The organism is Gordonia sp. 135, assembly GCF_009720185.1.
In the GTDB taxonomy this organism is placed as follows: Bacteria; Actinomycetota; Actinomycetes; order Mycobacteriales; family Mycobacteriaceae; genus Gordonia; species Gordonia alkanivorans.
On sequence record NZ_CP046257.1, the window covers coordinates 964,782 to 986,067 of the forward strand.

The 21,286-nt window shown below is 66.5% G+C and carries 15 protein-coding genes and 1 pseudogene; 10 read left to right on the plus strand and 6 right to left on the minus strand.

The window, feature by feature from the left end; genetic code table 11:
• Positions 1–60: 60 nt before the first annotated feature.
• The 3 genes from GKZ92_RS04460 to GKZ92_RS04470 are packed head-to-tail and all read left to right on the plus strand — an operon-like array spanning position 61 to position 1,933.
• Positions 61–855, plus strand: a complete 795-nt coding sequence (locus GKZ92_RS04460) for a hypothetical protein (protein ID WP_155225025.1) — start codon at positions 61–63, stop codon at positions 853–855.
• Positions 852–1,295, plus strand: a complete 444-nt coding sequence (locus tag GKZ92_RS04465; RefSeq protein WP_006358544.1) for a hypothetical protein — start codon at positions 852–854, stop codon at positions 1,293–1,295. Before GKZ92_RS04460 ends, GKZ92_RS04465 begins: the two co-directional genes overlap by 4 nt.
• The gene (locus GKZ92_RS04470; RefSeq protein WP_006358545.1) at positions 1,292–1,933 is read left to right on the plus strand and encodes a hypothetical protein; all 642 of its coding nucleotides are present in this window, start codon (positions 1,292–1,294) and stop codon (positions 1,931–1,933) included. Before GKZ92_RS04465 ends, GKZ92_RS04470 begins: the two co-directional genes overlap by 4 nt.
• Here the strand turns inward: GKZ92_RS04470 and GKZ92_RS04475 are convergent.
• The 3 genes and pseudogenes from GKZ92_RS04475 to GKZ92_RS04485 form a co-directional block, all read right to left on the minus strand.
• The gene (locus tag GKZ92_RS04475; protein WP_006358546.1) at positions 1,915–2,631 is read right to left on the minus strand and encodes a hypothetical protein; all 717 of its coding nucleotides are present in this window, start codon (positions 2,629–2,631) and stop codon (positions 1,915–1,917) included. The genes GKZ92_RS04470 and GKZ92_RS04475 overlap by 19 nt on opposite strands.
• Positions 2,632–2,653: 22 nt before the next feature.
• Positions 2,654–2,826, minus strand: a pseudogene (locus tag GKZ92_RS23930) (manganese catalase family protein); the annotation flags it as partial.
• 171 nt (positions 2,827–2,997) lie between these two features.
• Complete coding sequence (locus GKZ92_RS04485; protein ID WP_006358547.1) at positions 2,998–5,064, minus strand: acyl-CoA dehydrogenase family protein; 2,067 nt, start codon at positions 5,062–5,064, stop codon at positions 2,998–3,000.
• Positions 5,065–5,284: 220 nt separating this feature from the next.
• Here GKZ92_RS04485 and GKZ92_RS04490 point away from each other — a divergent pair, with 220 nt between their 5' ends.
• The 7 genes from GKZ92_RS04490 to GKZ92_RS04525 all read left to right on the plus strand — a co-directional run bounded on the left by GKZ92_RS04490 (position 5,285) and on the right by GKZ92_RS04525 (position 18,888).
• On the plus strand, positions 5,285–6,994 hold the full coding sequence (locus tag GKZ92_RS04490; RefSeq protein ID WP_230461944.1) for an AMP-binding protein: 1,710 nt from the start codon (positions 5,285–5,287) through the stop codon (positions 6,992–6,994).
• A gap of 233 nt (positions 6,995–7,227) precedes the next feature.
• The gene (locus GKZ92_RS04500; RefSeq protein WP_155225027.1) at positions 7,228–7,914 is read left to right on the plus strand and encodes a TetR family transcriptional regulator; all 687 of its coding nucleotides are present in this window, start codon (positions 7,228–7,230) and stop codon (positions 7,912–7,914) included.
• A 159-nt stretch (positions 7,915–8,073) separates the two neighbouring features.
• On the plus strand, positions 8,074–9,237 hold the full coding sequence (locus GKZ92_RS04505; RefSeq protein ID WP_075862736.1) for an acyl-CoA dehydrogenase: 1,164 nt from the start codon (positions 8,074–8,076) through the stop codon (positions 9,235–9,237).
• Positions 9,238–10,437: 1,200 nt separating this feature from the next.
• The gene (locus tag GKZ92_RS04510; RefSeq protein WP_075862733.1) at positions 10,438–12,273 is read left to right on the plus strand and encodes a DUF2075 domain-containing protein; all 1,836 of its coding nucleotides are present in this window, start codon (positions 10,438–10,440) and stop codon (positions 12,271–12,273) included.
• Complete coding sequence (locus GKZ92_RS04515; RefSeq protein ID WP_075862732.1) at positions 12,273–12,776, plus strand: hypothetical protein; 504 nt, start codon at positions 12,273–12,275, stop codon at positions 12,774–12,776. Before GKZ92_RS04510 ends, GKZ92_RS04515 begins: the two co-directional genes overlap by 1 nt.
• Before the next feature lie 57 nt (positions 12,777–12,833).
• Positions 12,834–15,644, plus strand: coding sequence for a PD-(D/E)XK nuclease family protein (locus GKZ92_RS04520; protein ID WP_155225028.1), 2,811 nt, complete (start codon positions 12,834–12,836; stop codon positions 15,642–15,644).
• Between the two features lies 1 nt (position 15,645).
• Positions 15,646–18,888, plus strand: coding sequence for a UvrD-helicase domain-containing protein (locus GKZ92_RS04525; protein WP_155225029.1), 3,243 nt, complete (start codon positions 15,646–15,648; stop codon positions 18,886–18,888).
• 4 nt (positions 18,889–18,892) lie between these two features.
• Here the strand turns inward: GKZ92_RS04525 and GKZ92_RS04530 are convergent, their stop codons facing one another.
• Genes GKZ92_RS04530 through GKZ92_RS04540 form a run of 3 tightly spaced genes read right to left on the minus strand, consistent with a single transcriptional unit; the run spans position 18,893 to position 21,228 of the window.
• A complete protein-coding gene (locus GKZ92_RS04530) occupies positions 18,893–19,987 on the minus strand; it encodes a hypothetical protein (protein WP_075862729.1) in 1,095 nt (364 codons plus the stop codon).
• The gene (locus tag GKZ92_RS04535; protein WP_075862728.1) at positions 19,987–20,610 is read right to left on the minus strand and encodes a hypothetical protein; all 624 of its coding nucleotides are present in this window, start codon (positions 20,608–20,610) and stop codon (positions 19,987–19,989) included. The genes GKZ92_RS04530 and GKZ92_RS04535 overlap by 1 nt, the downstream gene beginning before the upstream one ends.
• Positions 20,611–20,637: 27 nt before the next feature.
• Positions 20,638–21,228: a DUF6642 family protein gene (locus GKZ92_RS04540; protein WP_155225030.1), complete on the minus strand. Its 591-nt coding sequence runs from the start codon at positions 21,226–21,228 to the stop codon at positions 20,638–20,640.
• Positions 21,229–21,286 lie beyond the last annotated feature (58 nt).

The following is a 21,286-nucleotide window of genomic DNA, read 5'->3' on the forward strand; positions in this document are numbered from 1 at the left end:
CCGCGGCGGCCTCCGGGACGCGTGCACGGGACCGGGGTCGCCTCCGATTAGGCTGGTGCCATGTCCGCACCGTTCGACCCGATGCGCGCCTCGTCAGAGCCCGACGCAGACCTGCGCCCGACGATCCCGGATTCGATCTCGATCGCCGTCGAACTGTGGGTGGTGGTCGTCGTCGGACAGATCGTCGCGCTGTTCGCCCAGACCGGCACCTTCGTCGACCTCGTCCGCGACCAGATCCGCGCCAACCCGCAACAGGGTGTCTCCGCGGACCAGCTGCAGTTCATGACGTCATCGGGTTTCGTCGTCGGCGTCCTCGTCGCGATGTCGGTCTTCCTGACCGCGATCACCGCGCTGGCCGTGTGGTTCACGCGCAAGGGCTACAACTGGGCGCGCATCGTGCTGGGTGCGATGGGCGTCTATATCGTCGTCAACCTGGTCTTCTCGCTCTTCGGCGACCTCGAACCGGCGTGGGCGATGGTGCCGTTGGTCATCAGCGGCGTCGCCGCGCTCGGCGCGACGGTGCTGTTGATGCGTGGTGACTCCGAGAAGTACTGCCGGCGTATGGCCGAGGAGCGCAAGCCGCGGCCCGTGCCGCCCGCCGCGGCGCCGTACCCGTACGGACAGAACCCGTATGGCCAGAATCCGTACGGCCAGAATCCGTATGGCAGCAATCCGTATCCGTCACCCCACGAGCCGACACCGAACCCGTACGGGTCTGCGTCAGAGCCGGGGACGCAGTCCGCGGGCACACCGTATGGTGACAATTCACCCGGCGACGCGGCTCGCGGTGGAACACCCGACCTCCGCAAACCCGAGACCCCCGACCCCGACAGCGAAGGACCGAAGAAGCAGTGACAAGTCCCGACCCGGCGCAGCGTCCGAAACTCGTCGTCTGGGCCTACCGGTGCTGGGTGGTGTCGGGAGCGCTCCTGGCCGTCCTCGGTGTCCTCGTGGTGATCCTGTCCGCGATCGACGACTCCGGGTCGATGTCTTCGGCGACGCTCGGCGTCCTCGTCCTGATCGTCGGCGTCGCCTACATCCTGCTCGGCAGCAAGGCCTTCACCGGTGACGCGCGCTGGCGGTCGTCGCTGTCGGCCCTGACACTCGTCGTCGTCGCGATGCTGCTGTTCCTCAGTGTCGGTCTCGGATCGCCGGTGTTCGCCCTGGCGTTGCTGGCGGCCATCATCGGCCTGTTCGGCTCGCTGCTGGCCTACCGGCCGGACTCGGAGACCTGGTACACCGGCAAGGCCCCCGAACCCAAGAAGCAGCGCACGCCGCGCAAGAAGAAGCCGTGACCGACGAGACCCCCGACCCAGCCGACGGGGTCGATCCGGTCGAACCCGAACCGGCTGCACCCCAACCGGAAGTGGACCCGGGCGAGGTTCTCTTCTACGAACCCGGCGGCAGCAGGTGGGTGGTCCTCATCGGGCCGGTGCTCGTCCTCGCCGTCCTGATCATGGAGATCGCCGGGCCCGGGCAGGTGCACTGGCCGGTCCTGATCATCTTCCTGGTGATCCTGTTCGGCTTTTCGCTCGTCCAGGTGACCGCGGCACGACGCCACGTCAGCGTCGAACTCACCGAGACGACGCTGCGTCAGGGCGCGGTGACGACGCCGCTCGCCGACATCGAGAAGATCTACCCGGCCAACAACTCCCCGACACCCGAAGACTGGGAGAGCGCTCCGGCGCTCGGCGAACTCCACGGCGTGCCGCGGCGTCGTAAGGGGGTGGGGGTGCGGCTCACCTCCGGCAATCTGGCCCAGGCATGGGCCCGCGACGTCGAGGTGTTCCGCAGTGAACTCACGCAGGCGCACGCCGCCGTACGGATGGGACTACCGCCCTCCACCAGGAAGAGCAAGTCCACCGAGAGCGACGAATCCCGGAAGACCGATCCGGAAGAACCCGAGAAGAAGGATCAGGACACCACCGAGTGACGGCCCTTGCGGCTGTCGCGGTAGGCGCGCCGGCGCAGGTCGCCCAGCCACGACGGCGCGAACTCGACCCCGTCGGGACGATGCAGGATCGGATCGAAGTCGATGTCGAGCCCGGTCAGGACGTGGTCGAGTTCGATCCGGGCCAGGGGTACGAACCGTTTGAACCCGGCTTCGAGGATGATGACGACCGGTTTCTTGGTGCGCAGGCAGGCGGCGAGATCCTCGACATTCAGACCCGACGGCCCGGTCGGCTCGATGATGCGGGCACGAATCCAGTAGAGCTCGCCGTCGTAGCGATAGGGAGTCAGGCTCGAGACGGCGGTGGGGGCCCAGTGCGTGGCCGGCAGCGGCACCGGTAGACGACCCGACAGCGGTGCGGGGCCGGCCAGCAGCAGATCCCAGGCACCGGACGCGGTGTCGCCGGTGACGGTCGGGGTCGGGGCGTCGGCGGGGGCGTTCGTCGGGGCCACGGCGGGGAACCGCACGGCCACACCGACGATGTCGGGCAGACCGCCAGGGGTGCCGATCCCCTTCGACAGGCGGACCGTCACCGGGCCGGAACGGAACGGCAGCGGGTGGTCGCCGGACACCGACGCCCGGCCGCCGCACAGCAGGCCGTCCGGATGGAACACGCGGGCGTGCCGCAGAGCGCCGAGCCAGCGGAACGGCGTGGTGATGAGGTCGGGCAGGTCAGGCATGGCACCTCCGTAGATGAAGCGGCGGGTCTCCCATGGCGCCATCGTAGGTCGCGTAGAGCTTCGGATCCGGCGGCGGACCGGATTGGCGGTCGCCGAGCGGTTGCGGATCGGCGAGGAACTTGAACTCGTGCTTCCCGTCGGGGTGGGACCACTGGCCCAGCCGCCCTTGTCGGCGTCCGCGCCGTCCGAGAGGTGCTCGATGCAGCACGTGGCCACATCCCTGGACGCGTCGCAGCGGGTGGTTTCACAGCGGCGTCGAGGCAGTAGTGCCCGAGTTGTGCTCTTTCCAAACACGAGCGCACACAAGACTGCGCCCGGCCTGAGGGATACAGGCCGGGCACAGTGTCAGATGAATTACCGGTCGGGTCAGCCGTTCACGAGCATCGGTGCGCGGAGAAGTTCCTCGGGGACACCGAAGGCGTCGACCAGCGACCGTGCGTGCGGGCGCAGTTCCTGGCACAGCTCGTTCACGCCGCGCCGGACCGCCTTCGCGCGCTCCACCGAGATGTGCCGGTGCATCATGAACCACGACAGGTCGGCTTCGAGGGCGGAGTACACGAACAGGTCGCACACCTTGCCCAACAGTTCTGCGGCGGAACGGGAATCGCAGTTCTCGATCGCCTCGACGAAGGCCTCGAGCACCACGCGCTCGATGTGGGCGTGCCCGACCTTCAGCAGGTGGTCCTGCGCGTTGTTGAAGACGTCGAAGGCGTCGTTGTCGTCGTCGAGGGCTCGGCGCAGACGCTGCGCACACGTGCGGACGAGGTGGTCCTCACGGTTGCGGAACAGCCGGATCTGCGTGCTCCGGTCGGTGAGTGCCGACTTCTCGGTGTCCTCGTCGGAACTGTCGAGCAGTGTCTGCACCACCTGGCGGACGGCGGTCTTCTCGGCCACCACGTCGCGCGCCATCCCGGCGATGAAGCGGACCCAGCCGCCCGCCGAAAGACCTTGCACATCATCGGAATACGACGAGAGGAGTTCCTTGGCGATGAGCTGCATCATGATCGTGTTGTCGCCCTCGAAGGTGGTGAACACGTCGATGTCGCCGCGGATGATCGAGAGCTGGTTCTCGTCCAGGTATCCCGCGCCGCCGCAGGCCTCACGACTGACGTTGATCGAATGCGAGGCATGCCAGGTCGCGTAGGCCTTGAGGCCCGCGGCCTGTCCCTCCAGCTGGCGCTGGCGTCCGGCGTCGGAGTCGTCGGGTGCCACCGATTGGACGTCGTGCAGTTCGGCGACGATCTCGTTCTGGGCGAAGGCGATCGCGTAGGACTTGGCGATGAGCGGCAACAACTTTCGCTGGTGGCCGAGGTAGTCCAGAACGGTGATCTCGTCGGTGGCCTCCGGCGCCTCGAACTGCTTGCGGATCAGGCCGTACCGGGTTGCGAGTGTCAGCGCTTTGCGACCGGCGGCACCCGCGGTCGCGGCCACGCTCACGCGTCCGCGGATCAGCGTGCCGAGCATGGTGAAGAAGCGACGGTTGATGTTCTCGATCGGCGAGCTGTAGCTGCCGTCCTCGGCGACGTCGGCGTAGCGGTTGAGGAGGTTCTCCGCCGGTATGCGCACGTTGTCGAACATGATGCGACCGTTGTCGACGCCGTCGAGACCGCCCTTGTAGCCGCAGTCGCTGGTGGTGACGCCGGGTAGGTCGTTGCCGTCCTCGTCGCGGATCGGTACGACGAAGCAGTGCACGCCTCGACCCTCCGGCTCCTCGCCGGGTCCGCCGGTGATGAGCTGGGCGAAGACCGCGGCGAACCGGGCGTGCTCGGCCGCCCCGCCGATGTAGTCCTTGCGCGACGACGGGGTGGGGGAGTGGATCACGAACTCGCGGGCGTCGCGGTCGTAGGTGGCGGTGGTCTCGATGGCCTGCACGTTGGAGCCGTGCCCGGTTTCGGTCATCGCGAAGCAGCCCAGGACGTCCAGGTCGATGATGCCCGGCACGTACTTGTCGTGGTGGCGCTTGGTGCCGAGGTTCTCGACCGCACCACCGAACAGACCCCACTGCACGCCGGCCTTCACCATCAGCGACAGATCCGCGTAGCCGAGCATCTCGATCGCGGTGATCGAGGCGCCGATGTCGCCGGTGCCGCCGTGATCGGCGGCGAATCCGGCGGCGGCGAAACCCTGCGACGCCAGCTCGCGCATCACTTCGAGGGTGTGGGCGCGTGCCTCCTCCAGCGTGCAGGAGGGATCGGGGAGCAGGTCGGCGCGGTTGGAGTTCTCGCGGACGGTTTCCCTCGTGGCCCGCCACCGGCCGTCGAGGACGAACCGGAGGTTGTCGACGAGTAGCGCGCGCTCGTCGGCGGACAGGTCGTCGTCGGCGGAGACACCGGCCGGGGTGACCGGATCGTCGACGGTCGGTTCCTTGGCGATCGGGGTGCGCCCAGATGAGGTGGGACTCGACGGGGTGGGACTCTCGGTGGGAGTTGCCATGGAACCACCGTACGTAGTGCGCAGGCCTCCGTCCCACCTTTTGTGGTGCCCGCTACGGGCTCGGGGAGTGCACCAATCCGGTCACGGTGTCGGCGTCGAACCCCCACTTCGGAGGGTGCAGGCACTTCCATGTGATCAGTACCCTAGATCGCCGTCGCACGTATGGGCCGTCACAAACCCCACGGCCCTTCTCACACGGTCGCGAGAAAACGGAGGAATGATGTCGGTCTCCACCCCCGATGTGTCCGGGACTGGCGCAGCCCCGTCCCCCGATGTGTCTGCAGGCCCGGGCCCCTCGACCACGGATTGGGGCGGCGCGAACCGCTCCGAGCTGAGCCCCCTGCGATTCCTGGAGCGTTCGGCGGCGGTCTTCCCCGACCGCGCGGCCATCATCTACGGGCAGCGTCGGCACACCTACGCGGAGTTCGCCGACCATGTTCAGCGGCTCGCCCGCGTGCTCTCCGCCAAGATCAAGCCCGGTGATCGCGTCGCCTACCTGGCCCCGAACATCCCGGAGATGCTGATCGCGCACTATGCGGTGCCGCTCGCCGGTGGCGTCCTCGTCGCCCTCAACTCGCGACTCGCCGGACCCGAGCTGGTCTACATCCTCGAGCACTCCGGGGCCAAGGCACTCTATTTCGACGCGGAGTTCCGCGACACCGTCGCCGCGATCATCGGGCAGGTGCCGGAGGTCGAGACGGTTGTCGAGATCGCCGATCCCGAGTTCGGGGTGACACCCGGTCCGGTTTCCGACGCCGGCATCGACGGGCTCGTCTCCTACGACGACCACCTGGCCTCCGCCGACGACCTCGATGCGACGCCGATCCCGTGGACGGTCGACGACGAGAACGCGATCATCTCGATCAACTACACCTCGGGAACCACCGGAAAGCCCAAGGGCGTCATGTACACCCACCGTGGCGCGTACCTGAACTCCTTCGGCGAGACCTTCCACAACCAGTTCACCGGTTCGTCGCGGTATCTGTGGACGCTGCCGATGTTCCACTGCAACGGGTGGTGCACGCCGTGGGCGGTGACCCACGCCGGTGCCACCCACGTCTGTCTGCGTGCCGTGCGCGCGGACGCGATCTGGGATGCCATCGACGATCTCGGTGTCACCCACATGTGCGGAGCGCCGACGGTCTGCACCACCATCGTCGGCTCGCCGCGGGCACATCGGCTGGACCGGCCGCTGCACATCACCACTGCCGGCGCGCCGCCGTCGCCGACCGTGATCGGCTCCCTCGAGGCGATCGGCGTGACCGTGGTCCACGTCTACGGCCTCACCGAGGTGTACGGCCCGTACACCATCTGCGAGTACCAAGATGCTTGGAGCGCACTGGAACCCGGCGATCGTGCGGCGAAGCTCTCCCGCCAGGGCGTGGGTATGGTGCAGGCCGAGACGGCCCGGGTGGTGGTCGCCGATCAGGTTCCGCTGGTCGACGTCCCGGCCGACGGCGAGACCATGGGCGAGATCGTGCTGCGCGGCAACAACGTGATGGCCGGATACTTCCGTGACGAGGACGAGACCCGAAAGGCGTTCGCGGGCGGCTGGTTTCACACCGGCGACCTCGGCGTCATGCACCCCGACGGCTACATCCAGCTCCGCGACCGCGCCAAGGACATCATCATCTCCGGCGGCGAGAACATCTCCACCATCGAGGTCGAGCAGGCCTTGGTGAGCCACGACGCCGTCGTCGACGTCGCGGTCATCGGTGTCGAGGACGAGAAGTGGGGCGAGCGGCCCCGCGCCTACGTCCTGCTGCACCCCGGGGCGACGCTGACCGGTGAGGAGCTCATCGAGCACGGCCGTCGCCTGCTCGCCGGTTACAAGGTGCCGCGCGACATCGTCTTCGCGCACGAACTGCCGCGCACCCCCACCGGCAAGGTCCTGAAAGGCGAGCTGCGTGCACAAGCCCGCGCCGAGTGACCCGGCGCCCAGTGACGTAGGGCAGGAACCGAATCCGTACCCGAAGCGCAGGAGCGCCGGTGGCCTCGCGGCCAGGCGGTCCCGTCTCGGGCCCCGGCGTGGGATGTTGGTCGACGAGCAGGTGGAGGTGACGCCGCGCGCGACGGGCGCCTTCGGCCGGCAGGACCTCGGTACCGCCGACCACTGATCGGGTCGTGCGCCCATGCGGACGCTCATGTGGTGATACTTGACCCATGTCAGTTGCCGATGTCGACAGCACGAGCTTCCGCATGCTCGTCGTCGCCGAGTCGATCCGGCTGTTCAGCGAGCACGGCTACGAGTCGACGACGGTCGAGCAGATCGCGTCGGCCGCCGGGATGTCGCGTCGCACGTTCTTCCGGCAGTTCGGGTCCAAGGAGGACGTGATCTTCGCCGATCACGAATCCCTGCTGGCGCAGGTCGATGACACCCTGGCCGGCTTCGAGGGTGATCCGTGGTCGGCGGTGTGCGCCGCCGCGGAGGTCGTGTTCAGCCATTTCCGGCGGGACCGCGACCTGGCCGTCCGGCGCGCCCAGGTGGTGCAGGAGGTCCCCGCGCTGCGTGATCGCGAGCTCGTCACCACCTACCGCTACCAGGGCGCCTTCGAGGAGTTCCTGCGCCGGCGCCTGCCCGACGAGCCGCCGGTCCGCATCGTCGCCTACGTCGCGGCGATCACCGGCACGCACAACTACCTGCTCCGGCAGATGATCCGCGGCGACGCCGACGCAACGCTCGAACGCCTACGTCGTGAGCTCGCCCGGGTGGCGGTGGCACTCGGTGCCGAGGTCGACCGAACCGACGCCGAGGACCTGCCGCAACAAGTCACCGTCGTGACCTATCCGGCGGGCACCTCGCCCGACGAGGTGGCCCGTCGCGTAGCCGATGAGCTGCGGAAAGCCTGACCGGGTCGGTCAGGTTCGGGACAACAACGGAACCGGCGAGGACAATCGGTGACGTGGGTCGCATTCCTGCGGTGCCGCGGTGCGTTGACATGGCACTGAGTGCCGTGATGCACTGGTCAATAACCACCAATTTGGCACCCCGTGCCGTGAGGAGTTGTCATGGGTTTCGGAAATCCCGACTTCGACGTCTTCCAGCTTCCGGAGGAGCACGTCGCTCTGCGTGAGGCGATCCGAGCGCTCTCCGAGAAGGAGATCGAGCCGCACGCGGCTGACGTCGACGAGAACTCGCGCTTCCCGCAGGAGGCCCTCGACGCGCTGAACGCCTCGGGCTTCAACGCCATCCACGTCCCCGAGCAGTTCGGCGGCCAAGGCGGCGACTCGATCGCGGCCTGCATCGTCATCGAAGAGGTCGCCCGCGTGTGCGCCTCGTCGTCGCTGATCCCCGCCGTCAACAAGCTCGGCACCATGGGCCTGATCCTCCAGGGTTCGGACGAGCTCAAGCAGCAGGTGCTCCCGGGCATCGCCTCCGGTGAGGCCATGGCCTCCTACGCGCTCTCCGAGCGCGAGGCCGGTTCCGACGCCGCCGGCATGAAGACCCGTGCCCGCAAGGACGGCAACAACTGGGTTCTCAACGGCTCCAAGTGCTGGATCACCAACGGCGGCAAGTCGACCTGGTACACCGTGATGGCCGTGACCGACCCGGAGAAGAAGGCCAACGGCATCTCCGCGTTCATGGTCCACAAGGACGACCCCGGCTTCACCGTCGGCCCGCTGGAGAAGAAGCTCGGCATCAAGGGTTCGCCCACCGCCGAGCTGTACTTCGAGGACTGCACCATCCCGCTCGACCGCATCATCGGCGACGAGGGCACCGGCTTCAAGACCGCACTGCAGACCCTCGACCACACCCGCCCGACCATCGGCGCACAGGCCGTCGGTATCGCGCAGGGCGCCCTGGACCAGGCCATCGCCTACACCAAGGACCGCAAGCAGTTCGGCAAGTCGATCAGCACCTTCCAGGGTGTGGAGTTCATGCTCGCCGACATGGCGATGAAGATCGAGGCCGCACGCCTGATGGTCTACACCTCGGCCGCGCGCGCCGAGCGGGGCGAGAAGAACCTCGGCTTCATCTCGGCCGCTGCCAAGTGCTTCGCCTCCGACGTCGCCATGGAGGTCACCACCGACGCCGTCCAGCTCTTCGGTGGCGCGGGCTACACCCGCGACTTCCCGGTCGAGCGCATGATGCGCGACGCCAAGATCACCCAGATCTACGAGGGCACCAACCAGATCCAGCGCGTCGTCATGAGCCGCGCGCTGCTTCGCTGATCGCCTGAGTCTCAGCTGAATCGCCCCGTCGGCAATGCCGGCGGGGCGTTTTCGTTCCCGCGGGACCATTTCCTTCGCGCGGTGCCATTTCCCTCCCGCGGGTGCTAGCCGGCAAGCGGGAAGGAAACGGTCCCGCGGGAAGGGCGACTCACCGAGGCATTCTAGAGTCGTCTCGTGTCTGAGAACTCCACTGCCCGAGGTCATCTGTTCGTCCTGCACGGCAGGATCGAGAACTTCGATTACGACGCCGTGATCGTCCCGACGGACCACTCGTTTGTCGTCGAACCGCATTGGAAGGCGGTTGCGGGAGATGTCCAGCGGGCGTGTCCGGAAGATTGGCCCCGACCGCCTTTCGGTCGCAGCGCAACCGGGGACCCGGTGTGGTTCATCAGCGTCGCCGATGATGTCCCGGTGGAGGGGCCGAACTCGTCGACACGCTTCGAGAGACGTTGCGCGACATCAAGGCATCGGACCTGCCGGAGCCTGTCGGCCGCGCCCTCCGACGCGTAGCGCTACCTGTCCTGGGGATCGGTTGCGGCGGACTCGGCGACCGTCGGGGTGCGATCCTCGCGGCGCTGCTCGACGCACTCCAGAGCGAAGCGCAGACACTCGAACTCGACATTCTTCTCGTGACGCCCGACCCCGCCGTCTTCAGTGCTGCTCAGCCGACTGGCGATGGAGGTCGACGAGTACCTTCAGCAAAGTGAAGACCGGTCCGAACAGGGCAGCTTCGTCGACGTTTCCGGTGTCGAGGCGCGGAAGCAACTGTGGCGCAGCCAATTTCGTTGGTTCGGTGGGTGAGGGGTGGCCAGAACTACGCCGAGTCCGCTGGATGGAGGTTTTCCTCGACGCGATCGCCGCGTATGCGGCGAGCGACGCACCGTGGCTCCTGGACCAGCGGTTCGATGGATTGCTCCCGGAGTGGGACCGGGATGTCGTCGCTCAGGCCAGGGAACTCGCTGCCGCAACACACTCGGCGTCAGGCTTGCTCGCGCCGATGCGGAGTGTTCGTCGTTCGCTTGGCGGGGCGTAGGACTCAGGCAAGAAGTCGCCGTGCGGCGGACGGTGTCTGGCACAGGCTCTACACTGCACACGTAATCCGCTACGGCCCGACAGACGCGTCTCCACGACAAGGCTCCAACCCGAGCGGGAAGTCCTTCGTGTCTTCCTGGAGCCGCTTTGTCGCTGTTTCGAGCCTCGGTGTCGGGCGTACGCGCCCAGATCACCGCGAACACCCTGATCCCCACATTGGTCGAACAACACTTTTTCGAGTACGGCTACCACGCTTCCAAGGCGGAGGTGAGGTCTTGGGAACGCAGTGTCGCGGTGCTCGTCGGCGACCTGGAGGACGCCGGCCTGGAGCAGGCCGAGCTTCTCCTGGAATATCGGCTGCCCCTCACCAGTAAGCGTGCCGATGTCGTCGTCTGCGGCGTGCACCCGAAGACGGGCGAGCCGTCCTATGTCGTCGTCGAACTCAAGCAGTGGTCCTCCGCCACGCTGCTGGACGGCACCGAAGACGTCGTTCTGTACGACGGAGACCGTGAGCGTCTCCACCCGGTTGAACAGGTCAGGCGGTACTGCTCCCATATCGCGGACTTCATCGCGAGTCTGGCGGGCAGCTCCGATCAACTCGCGGGTGTCGCGTACCTCCACAACGCCAGCGACGACGGGGTTCGCACGCTGTGGGGATATCCGGAATCCCAAACGGGGCGAATGTTCACCGGACAGCGTCGCGGCGAACTCGTCGACTTCCTGAAGTCCCGGATCGCCGACAAACCCGGCTCCGACGCCGCCGACCAGCTGCTGTCGTCGGCAGTACGACCGAGCAAGCAACTCATGGCACTAGCGGCCGACGAGGTCCAGCGCCGTGAGCAGTTCGTGCTGCTCGACGAGCAAAAGGTCGCCTACTCGCTCGTGATGCGCGCTGTCCAGCAAGCGGCCCGACAGAACACCAAGCAGGTCATCGCAGTGGTGGGCGGACCGGGTTCTGGAAAGTCGGTCATCGCTCTCAGTCTGCTCGGCGAACTCGCCAGGCAGGGCAGGAGCGCTGTACACGCGACGGGCTCGTCGGCGTTCACCAAAACCCTCCGCAAGGTGGCGGGCGCCCGCGCACCGCGCGTGCAAAAACTCTTCACCTACTACAACAACTTCATCAATTCCGAGCCCAACGACCTCGATGTCCTGATCTGCGACGAGGCTCACCGCATCCGCGAGACCTCGACCAACCGGTTCACCCGCGCCATTCACCGCACCGACCGGCCTCAGGTCGAGGAGCTCATCGATGCCGCTCGTGTTCCGGTGTTCCTGCTCGACGAGGACCAGATCGTCAAGCCGACCGAGCGCGGAAGCGTTGAGGAGATTCGTCGAGCGGCCGAACGGATGGGCTGCACGTTCAAGGTCGTATCCCTCGACGGCCAGTTCCGTTGCGGCGGAAGCCAGGCCTATGACTACTGGGTACAGCGTCTCTTGGAACTCAAACCAGGCGGACCCATCACGTGGGAAGGTGACGAGGCTTTTGAGGTCTCGGTTGACGATGGTCCGTCGATCATCGAGACGCGCCTGCAACGGATGCTCGAAGACGGCTACTCGGCACGCATAGCCGCCGGATACTGCTGGAGTTGGAGCACTCCGGAAAACGGGGAGCCCCTCGCCGAAGACATCAGCATCGGTGGCTGGCGGCGTCCATGGAACAACCCGAAGTCGACCAAGCACGGCGAGGCGCCCGGCCGCGAGTTCTGGGCGACTGACCCGGCCGGCTTCGGACAGATCGGTTGCGTGTACACGGCGCAGGGGTTCGAATACGACTACGGCGCCGTGATCTTCGGCCCCGACCTGGTGTGGCGTACCGACCACTGGGTTGCGCGACCCGAATACAGCCACGACAAGCAGGTCAAGAAGGCCGACCGTACCGCCTTTGACCGTGCGATCCGCAACACCTACAAGGTTCTGCTGACCCGTGGGATGCGTGGAATGCGGATGTACTCAACGGATGCCGAGACACAGGAGTTCCTCCGTTCGCTGGTTGAGGCGAACTGATGCTGGCATCGGTGCTGACGACATACTCGGGTAAGTCCAGCGATGTTCAGCGAAATCTTCAGTTCGGGATAGCGAACGGACGATGGGGCCTGAAGCGGCAGCCTGTGGATTGGAACAAGGACTCGAGGTTCGACTGGCAGGTGATCGGCGCATGTGCCACCGGTCTCAAGCGAGGCCCCCGCTGCCAGCCGGAGGAATGGGTGACTGCTCTCCTCGACGTGTATGTATTCAAGGTGACATCCCCGCTGGTGCTTGAGTCGGGTGCCTATTGGCCGGACGAAGTTACTGAGTCGGCTGTGAAGTATCCGTTCCGCTTTGACATCGAACTCATGGCGTCTGCGCGGGCAGTTCCGACTGCATACGGCGAGGTGCTACCGCGCGATATCTCAGAGGGGATTCGCCGGGCTGCGACGCCAGGGGCCGAGTCAATTGCGATCATCGGCGATAGTGTGTGGTCCGAGTTTGTGGACCGGATTGCACACCGTGGTAGACGACATTCCTAACCGCTGGTCTTGACGAACAGGCCGAGTTTGTCAGACAGGATTGGCATCATCGGGCCTATGACCGCCGATGTCGAGAGTCTGAACGTGGGCGTCGCGATCGCCAAGTCCGGCTCACCGCTGACCCAGGTCACCGTCGTCGTGCCGAGCCACGGCTCCGGCCGGGACATCCTGCACCACCTGGCCCGGACGCAGGGGGTGGCCAACACCAGCGTCCTCACGCTTGCGCAGGTGGCGGACAAGCTCGCCGCCCCCGCGCTTGCGCCTCGCCAACCGTTGCCGTATCCGCTCCTGGAGGCGGCGATCCAGCGAGTTCTCGCCGACGCACCAGGTGTCTTCGCCGAAGTTGCCGACGAGCCCATCACGTCACAGGCTCTCGCGAGCGCAGCCTGGGAACTCACCGGTATCGCCGAGCCCGCGATGCAGTCGCCGACGCCACTCGTCGCCGACCTGCTGCGCATCCATCGCACCACCACAGCGCGTTTGACCGGCTCGTATTACCTTCAGCACGAAGCGTATTCGGCCGCCGCCGAACGACTCGACGAGCTCGGGGCGGTGATCGTCTATCACCCGGCCGCTCACACGCCCGCTGAGCAAGCCCTTCTCCGTGAGCTCCAGCGCCGCGGCGAGACCATCGACGCGAACACCCACGTCTCACCCACCCAGGTCATCCACACCTCCGACGCCGACGACGAGATCCGCGCTGTCGTCCGGCTGGTCCGCAAACACCTCGCCAGCGGGGTTCCCGGTCACCGCATAGGCATCTTCTACGGCACCGAAGACCCCTACCTTCCGCTGCTCCACGAGCACCTGACCGCCGGCCACATCGCGTTCACCGGACCCGAATGCCACACCCTCGTCGACCGTCCCACCGGTCGCGCACTACTCGGTCTTCTGGCACTCGACCACGACGCGATGCCCCGACGGGAACTGTTCACCCTCCTCGCCGAAGGCGCCCTCCGACGCCCCGAACTCGACGACACGCCGATCACGCAGCCCCAACTCGAACGCCTCACGCGCAGCGACGAACCCATCGTCGGCGGCGCCGACTGGGAGCGCCTCACCCGCGTCGGTGCGCACGAGAAACACCACGCCAGGGCCGCGGCCGTCCACTCGTACGTGCGTCGGCTGCAGGCCGACCTTCGCGCTCTCGTCGACGCGCCGGACTGGGCGACCGTCGCCGAACATCTGAACACCCTGCTCGACACCTACTTTCGCACGCCGAAACGCGAGACCGCGGCCGCCGACCTCGCCGCGATCCGTGGCGACTGCGCGGGGATCGCCCTGATGGACGGCATCGCACCGCAGCGCACCGCGGCTCGGGTGCTCGACGCGGTTTCGATCCGGCTGAACGCGCACCGAGGCATGCACGGGACGTCGGGTGCAGGCGTGACGGTCGCACCGATCTCATCCGGCGTCGGCCGCGACCTCGACGTCTGCGTCGTCATCGGTGCCGCCGAAGGCATCGTGCCAGCACCCCGCCGCGACGACCCGCTTCTCCCGCCGGAACTGATCGGCATCACCGCCCGCGATCACATGGAGCGTCAACGCCTCGCCTTCGCCGGTGCCGTGAGTGCCGGGCGCGCCGAACGGGTCGTCACCTTCCCGCGCGGCAACCTGCGCGGCGGCGCCGAGAAGGTACCGTCCCGCTGGCTGCTGCCGGCGCTGGCCGACCTCGCCGGCCGCGACGTCGACGTCGTCAACTGGCAACGCGCGACGGAGAATTCACCGCAGATCGTCGCAGTCGACTCCTTCGACGTCGCCGCCCAGCGCGCCGACGAGCGCATCGGCGCCTCCGCCGCCTCCGCCACCGAGTGGCGTCTCCGCGAACTCGCCGCCGTCCCAGCAGACAGTCGTCGCGGCGCGCTCGACGATCCGATCATCAACCGTGGCATGCACATGCGCAGCGACCGCCTCAACGGCCGCTTCACCCGGTTCAACGGCAACCTGTCGTCGGTCAGCGAACTCATCACCACCTTCGATCAGCCGGTGTCGCCGACCGGCCTCGAACTGTGGGTACAGAGCCCCTATCAGTACTTCCTCGAACACATCCTCCGCCTGCGTGCCCTCGACGACCCCGATGAGATCGCCCAGATCGACGCATTGACGCGGGGGACCCTGATCCACACCATCCTCGAGCGGTATGTCCGCGAGACGATGGACGGCGCAGAGCTCGACCTCGCCCGCCTACGGATTGTCGCCGCAGAAGTTCTCGACGAGGCGCAGGCCAACAGTCCGGGCTGGCTCGAACAGCTGTGGGCCAAGGACCGCGGCACCATCATGCGCGACCTGGACGAATGGTTCACCCACGACCACGCCGACGCCGCCGACGGCTGGCGGCCGACTCACGCCGAGGCGGACTTCGGTCTCGACGCGCAAGGCAGTCACGAGGTCTCACTGGCATTGGGTGAAAACAGGATTCGCTTCCGCGGGCAGGTCGACCGCATCGATCGCCACCATGGCGGCCGCATCCGCGTCACCGACTACAAGACCGGCAAGGCCGACAAATACAAGGACCTCGCCGAGAGCACACCCACCAACTCGGGTCTGCAATTCCAGCTCCCCGTCTACGGACTGTTCGCCCGCACCTTCGGCGCCGACGTCGAAGCCCGCTACTGGTTCATCACCAGCAAAGGCAAGTTCGCATCGGTCGGCTACCCCGTCACCGACGACGTCGTCGCCACCCTCATCGACGACATGACGCTCGTGCACAAGTCGATCCGGGCCGGCTACTTCCCGCCCAAGATCGAAGACACCCACTGGGACCTGCCCGTCATCGACCTCCTCGGACGTGCCGGGCTGCGACGCGCCTGGGCCGCACTGGAACACGTCGACGAACTGTCCGACTACGTGCAGAAGTACGGAGGCTGAGATGACCGCAGCACAACTCGCCGACCAGGCCGCGCGCGATCGCATCACCACCGACACCGACGCCACCCTGTTCGTCGAAGCCGGCGCAGGCAGCGGCAAGACCCATTCGCTGGTCGGCCGCATCTGTCACCTGGTGCTGCACGATGGCATCGAACTCGATGCCATCGCCGCCATCACCTTCACCGAGAAAGCCGCAGCCGAACTCCGTGAACGCGTGCGTGTCGAGCTCGCCACACACGTCACCGACCGTGCGCGAGCCGCTCTCGAACAGATCGACACCGCAGCCATCGGCACGCTGCACGCGTTCGCGGCCCGCATCATCGGCGAGCATCCCCTCGAAGCCGGTGTGCCACCGCGCATCGCGGTTGTCGACGCCATGGGCTCCCAGCTGTCCTTCGAACGCCGCTGGCGCCGCATGCGCACCCGACTGTTCACCGACGACGCCCCACCCATGCTGGTCGACGCCATGGGCATCGTGATGGCCGCCGGCGCATCACTCGACCAGATGCGCACACTCGCCGATGCGCTGGACCGCAACTGGGATCGCCTCACCCTCGACGACAACCCCCAGGGCATCGCACCCGCCGACATCGACCGCATCCTGTGGGAGACCGACGCCATCATCGACAAGCTCGACGATTGTCTCGATCCGGAGGACAAACTCGCGGTCAAACTCGAGGAACTCCGCGAATGGCGGATACTGGTTGCCGCGGAACGTGATTCCTTCGGATGGGTTCCGATGGTGGACCTGTGCCCGAAACTCGGCAACGTGGGTCGGGGGTCGGCGTGGCGCGGTGGTGTAACGCAGTGCAAAGAGATCAAAGCCGCCGCCAAGGCGCTGCGCGAGGAGATCTGCTCCGACGTGGTCGGCACCTACGTCGACGGCGCGGTGCGCGTGGTGGTCCGTCACCTGTCGGAGATCGTCCTCGACGAGGCGCGCGAGCGGCAGCGCAGCGGACAGCTCGAGTTCCACGACCTGCTCGTCCTGGCCCGCGACGTACTCGGAAAGCCGGAGGTCGCCGCAGCCGCCCATCAGCGCTACCAGCGCGTCCTCCTCGACGAGTTCCAGGACACCGATCCGCTGCAACTCACACTGGCACAACGCATCGTCGCCGGTCGAGACGAAGCCGGCCGGCTCTTCACCGTCGGCGACCCGAAACAATCCATCTACCGCTTCCGGCGCGCCGACATCGCGGCCTACATGTCCGCGCGGGATGGCACCCCGCCCGCCGACGTCGTACAGCTGACCACCAACTTCCGGTCCACGCGACCCGTCCTCGACTGGGTCAACGCCGTCTTCGGCCGGCTCATCGTCGCCGAGCATCACGTGCAGCCCGAGTACACGCCGCTCGACCCGGCCCCGGGCCGACCCCGCTGGGACCTCTCCTGGGGACCGAAGCCGTTCGTCTTCCCCGACACCGAGGAACCCGTCCACGACGAGGACGCACTCTCGCCCGCCGAAGCCCTCCGCGCACGCGAGTCGCGCGACGTCGCGAGGATCATCGCCACCGCCATCGAGAACGGCTGGCGCAAGGAGACATTCGACGGGGATGCGTACCAGCACGTCCCTTTGCGCTGGAAGGACATCTGCATCCTCATCCCGTCGCGCGCGGTACTGCCGTTCCTGGAGAAGAGCCTCGACGCCGCGGGCATCGAGTTCCGTTCGGAGGCAGCGAGTCTGGTGTACTCGACGCAAGAGGTGCACGACCTTCTCGTCACCTGCCGCGCACTGGCGAACACCGCCGACGAGGCCGCACTCGTCGCCGCCCTGCGTACCCCGCTGTTCGGCTGCGGTGACGACGACCTGCTCCGCTGGAAGGCCGCCGACGGCCGATGGAGCATCTACGCCGATGCGCCCACCACAGAGTTGGCCGAGTCGCCGGTGGCGGCCGCATGTGCATACCTGGAGGCTCTGTCTTCGGAACTGGGGGACCTGAACCCGGGCGCACTGCTGAGCCGCCTGGCCACCGACCGTCGGGTGTTCGAGGTGTCTATGGACTCCCCCCGTCACCGCGACGTCTGGCGACGGCTCCGCTTCGTCATCGACCAGGCCCGCGCCTGGTACGCCGAAGATCGTGGGTCGCTGCGCGACTACATCGACTGGGCCGCCACCCAGGCCGACGAGAACGCGCGTGTGGCCGAGACCGTCCTCCCCGAGATCGGTGTCGACGCCGTGCGCATCATGACCATCCACGCCGCCAAGGGTTTGCAGTTCCCGATGGTCGTCGTCGCCGGTATGAGCGGCGGATTCCGCACCCAGCCCGAACCGCTGCTGTGGGACGAGGACGAGAAGCTGCAGGCATGCGCGTCGAAGAACGTGGCGTCGAAAGGGTATGCGGCAGCGGCAAAGATCGAGAAAGCGCATGCCGAGGCGGAGAAGAAGCGCCTGTTGTACGTCGCCTGCACGCGCGCCGAGAGTCACCTCGCGGTCTCCGGATACGTCGGGAAGAACGCATCCTGGGGAGCCGCGCTCGCACCCGCGCTGGAGGGATTGCCCAACGACGTTCCGGAGCTCGTCGAACCGGTCAGGCGCGACGACGAAGCGATCGCCCAGCACGAACGACAGGCCTGGGTCGACTGGTCGGCAGAGACCGCCGCGATCGAGACCGCCTCGACGCTCCGCGTCTCCTACTCGGCGACGCGGATCGTCCATGGCGTCGATGACGCCGAAATAGTTGTGCTGCAGGGGTACCGGGATTCCGGACGGCTGACAGCGCCGGTAGCCGAACAGATCCCGGTCGGCGCCGCGAGCCCCGACAGCGGCGCGACGCTGGGTACCGCCCTGCACGCGCTTCTCGAACAGGTCGCCTTGGGTACCGCGGTCGACGATGAGTTCGACGAGATCGCCCGGCGTGCGGCCGCACTCGCCGGCGTCGTCGACGTGGATCATTTCGTGGCGCTGGCCCGGTCGGCGTTGCAGTCGGCACCCGTTCAGCGGGCTGCCGTCCGCGAGCACTGGAAGGAAATGCAGCTCGCCGGTTCCGGGCCCGACGGTGTCACCGTGGTCGAGGGCATCGCGGACCTGGTGTACCGCGACGACGACGGTTCGTTGGTCATCGTCGACTACAAGACCGACGTCGGGGTTTCCGCCGACACCCTCGAGGCCTACTGGGCGCAACTCGCGATCTACGCCGATCTGTTGCGAAATGCGACTGGGGAGAAAGTGTCTCGGCTGGAGCTGGTGTTCTGTCGGCCCGGGCAGGCGACCGTCGTCGAACGAGGTCTGCGCCTGGCAGGACGCTGAGAACCTACCTGTCGTCAGACGGCTGCTGGGTCTCCCACGTATGGGGCTCCGCAGACCTCACCGTCGGCGGGTCGACCAGGTAGATACGCCCGTCCTGCCCGACGAGCTCGTGGTGGATCGCGTCGCCCCAGGCGGCGGCGTGGGGTCCCGGCCCTCGCCGCGCATACCGCCCGATGACGACCCGACCGGGCTCGCCTGTGCGTGAGTACGGGCGGTAGACCCCCTCGGGGATCGGCGCGATGCGGGCTCGAACCACCACATCGTCGTCGAATTCTGCAGGCAACGGCTGGTAACCATCGTCGTCATCGGTCCACTCGTACTCGCATGAGTCGCAGCGATACTCGAAGGTCACTGGGTCAGATATGACGCAACCGGCGAGGAGGGTTCCCGGTCCCGGTGGTCCCGCAGGGAATCCCCGGTCCACCTGGCAGGTGCGTATCGCCGAACAGCGTGGGCACAACGGGCGGAAACCGAACATGAGGTCGTCGGAGCTCGGCGCGAGTGGACGATGAAGCAGGTCGTGGCAGGTGAGGCACACGACGATCGGGCCGTAACCGAAGAACTCCAACTCCTGGATATCGACGAGCAGGTGATGTACGAGGACCGGCTCCTCGTCTGCCCACTTCCCGCAGCATGCGCACCGCGAGTACGGTTCGACAGGTTCAGAGTGAGCAACGCATCCCCGCTCGTCCAACTCACGCCACGGCGTCGGAGACTTCTCCTCGGCCGAGATCGCCGCGATCAACCGTTCGCTCGACGCCGTGTCGAGGGTTGCCGGGGCGCTCGGTAGGGGAGTGCCGAGCCGGCGTTCGACAGCTCTCACCGAGAGTCCGTCGAACGGTCCCAGATACTGGTCGTACGAGTCCGGACCCGTGGAGTCGTGGTGGGTTTCCTCCACCACGACGACGGCCGACGCCGGGCTGTCCGTCGTCACGATGACAAACAGATCTCCCGCGGCCCAGCGCGCGGGAAACGTGAACCCGAGATCGTCGAGGTCCAGATCGTCGTCGGGGTTGTAGTAGAAATCGACGGCCTGCTGCCACGGCGCCACGCCGACGAGGTGGACGCGTCGCTCTTCGGATTGTCCTCGGACGGGCATCAGCCGAGGTTCTTGCGCGCGTACTCCCACACGGCGTGATCCAGCGCGGTGGCGCTGACATCACGCATCGTCGCGACTGTGGCTAGAAGTTCACGGGCTTCCTCAGTCCGCGCGGGTGGCGCCAGCGCTTTCTCCACGAAGCGGACAATCCACGTGTCTGCCTTGACATCAGCCTCACCGAGCAACATGCCGAAGTATGACCACGTCACCGATCCGCAGCCCTTAACTGATAGGTAAGCGTTCTTCTGCTCTATCGAATTGGTGAAGTCGCTCGCGTGACGGAGTCCAACGGCAGTGAGTGCGTTCGCCGCGTCGACGACGATCTCGCCCTTGAGGCGCCCGCTCGCCTGCGCGGAGTTGTTGACCGTTCTCACGAACTCCACTGGATCAGCGGCGGCGAGTGCCTCCAGGTCGTCGATCTTTCCGGTGCGTCCGTCTCGCTCGCGCCACCTCTTGACGACTCCACGCACACCGCTCTCTGGTCCACCGTACCGGGCGCGGATCGAGAAGACCGCGTCGACCAAGGCGGCTTCGATCTCACCCGGCCATCCCCCTGGCCACGCTTGAAAGCCGTTGCCCAGGGCGGCCGTGATGTAGTCGTCCAGTCTGCCCGCTTCGTTCATTTCGACCTCCGCTCACTACTCGGGCATTCACGAAACCCAGGTCTTCGTGGCAACTCGAAAGCCGAGCCGGTGTGTGAAGTCCGGGAAGTTCTCAGTGACGCGCTTGTACATCGACCGGGGTGGTTTGGTTCCGAAAGGCATTGCGGCCAAGTACCCGAAAAGGATCATCTCGAACGCCGCAGCTTCGACGAAGTCGACGTTCTCAGTGTATCCAACGACCGCATCGGCATCTGCCTTCTTGCAGAACTTCTTCAAGGACTCGTCTGAACTATTGAGCGCGCCGCATGACGAGAGGAAGACCACTCTTTGCCAGCACTGGTCCTGCAGCCTGGCGCCCAAGGTGTCGAGGCCGAGGGGGTCGCCGCTGATGTCCAAGACTTCCGGTTCGCCGTGGAAGCCGAGGTAGAGGAAGCGGTACGCATCAAATGCCTTGGTATTCCAGTTGTCAAGATGACGCCACAGTTCGGCATGCGTATTGACGTTCCGGTGGTGGAGCTTCAGAACACCCACCCGATCGAGCATCTCGAGCGCAGGCTCGATCGTCAGCCGGTCCGCCGGATCCTCGACGTTCCAATCGCCTTCGAGACAGAAGACCCCAAGTGTCGATTTTGTTCCCATAGGCTCCCTCCGACCGCGAACTAATCATCAACACGATTACTGATACCCATCACGCAAA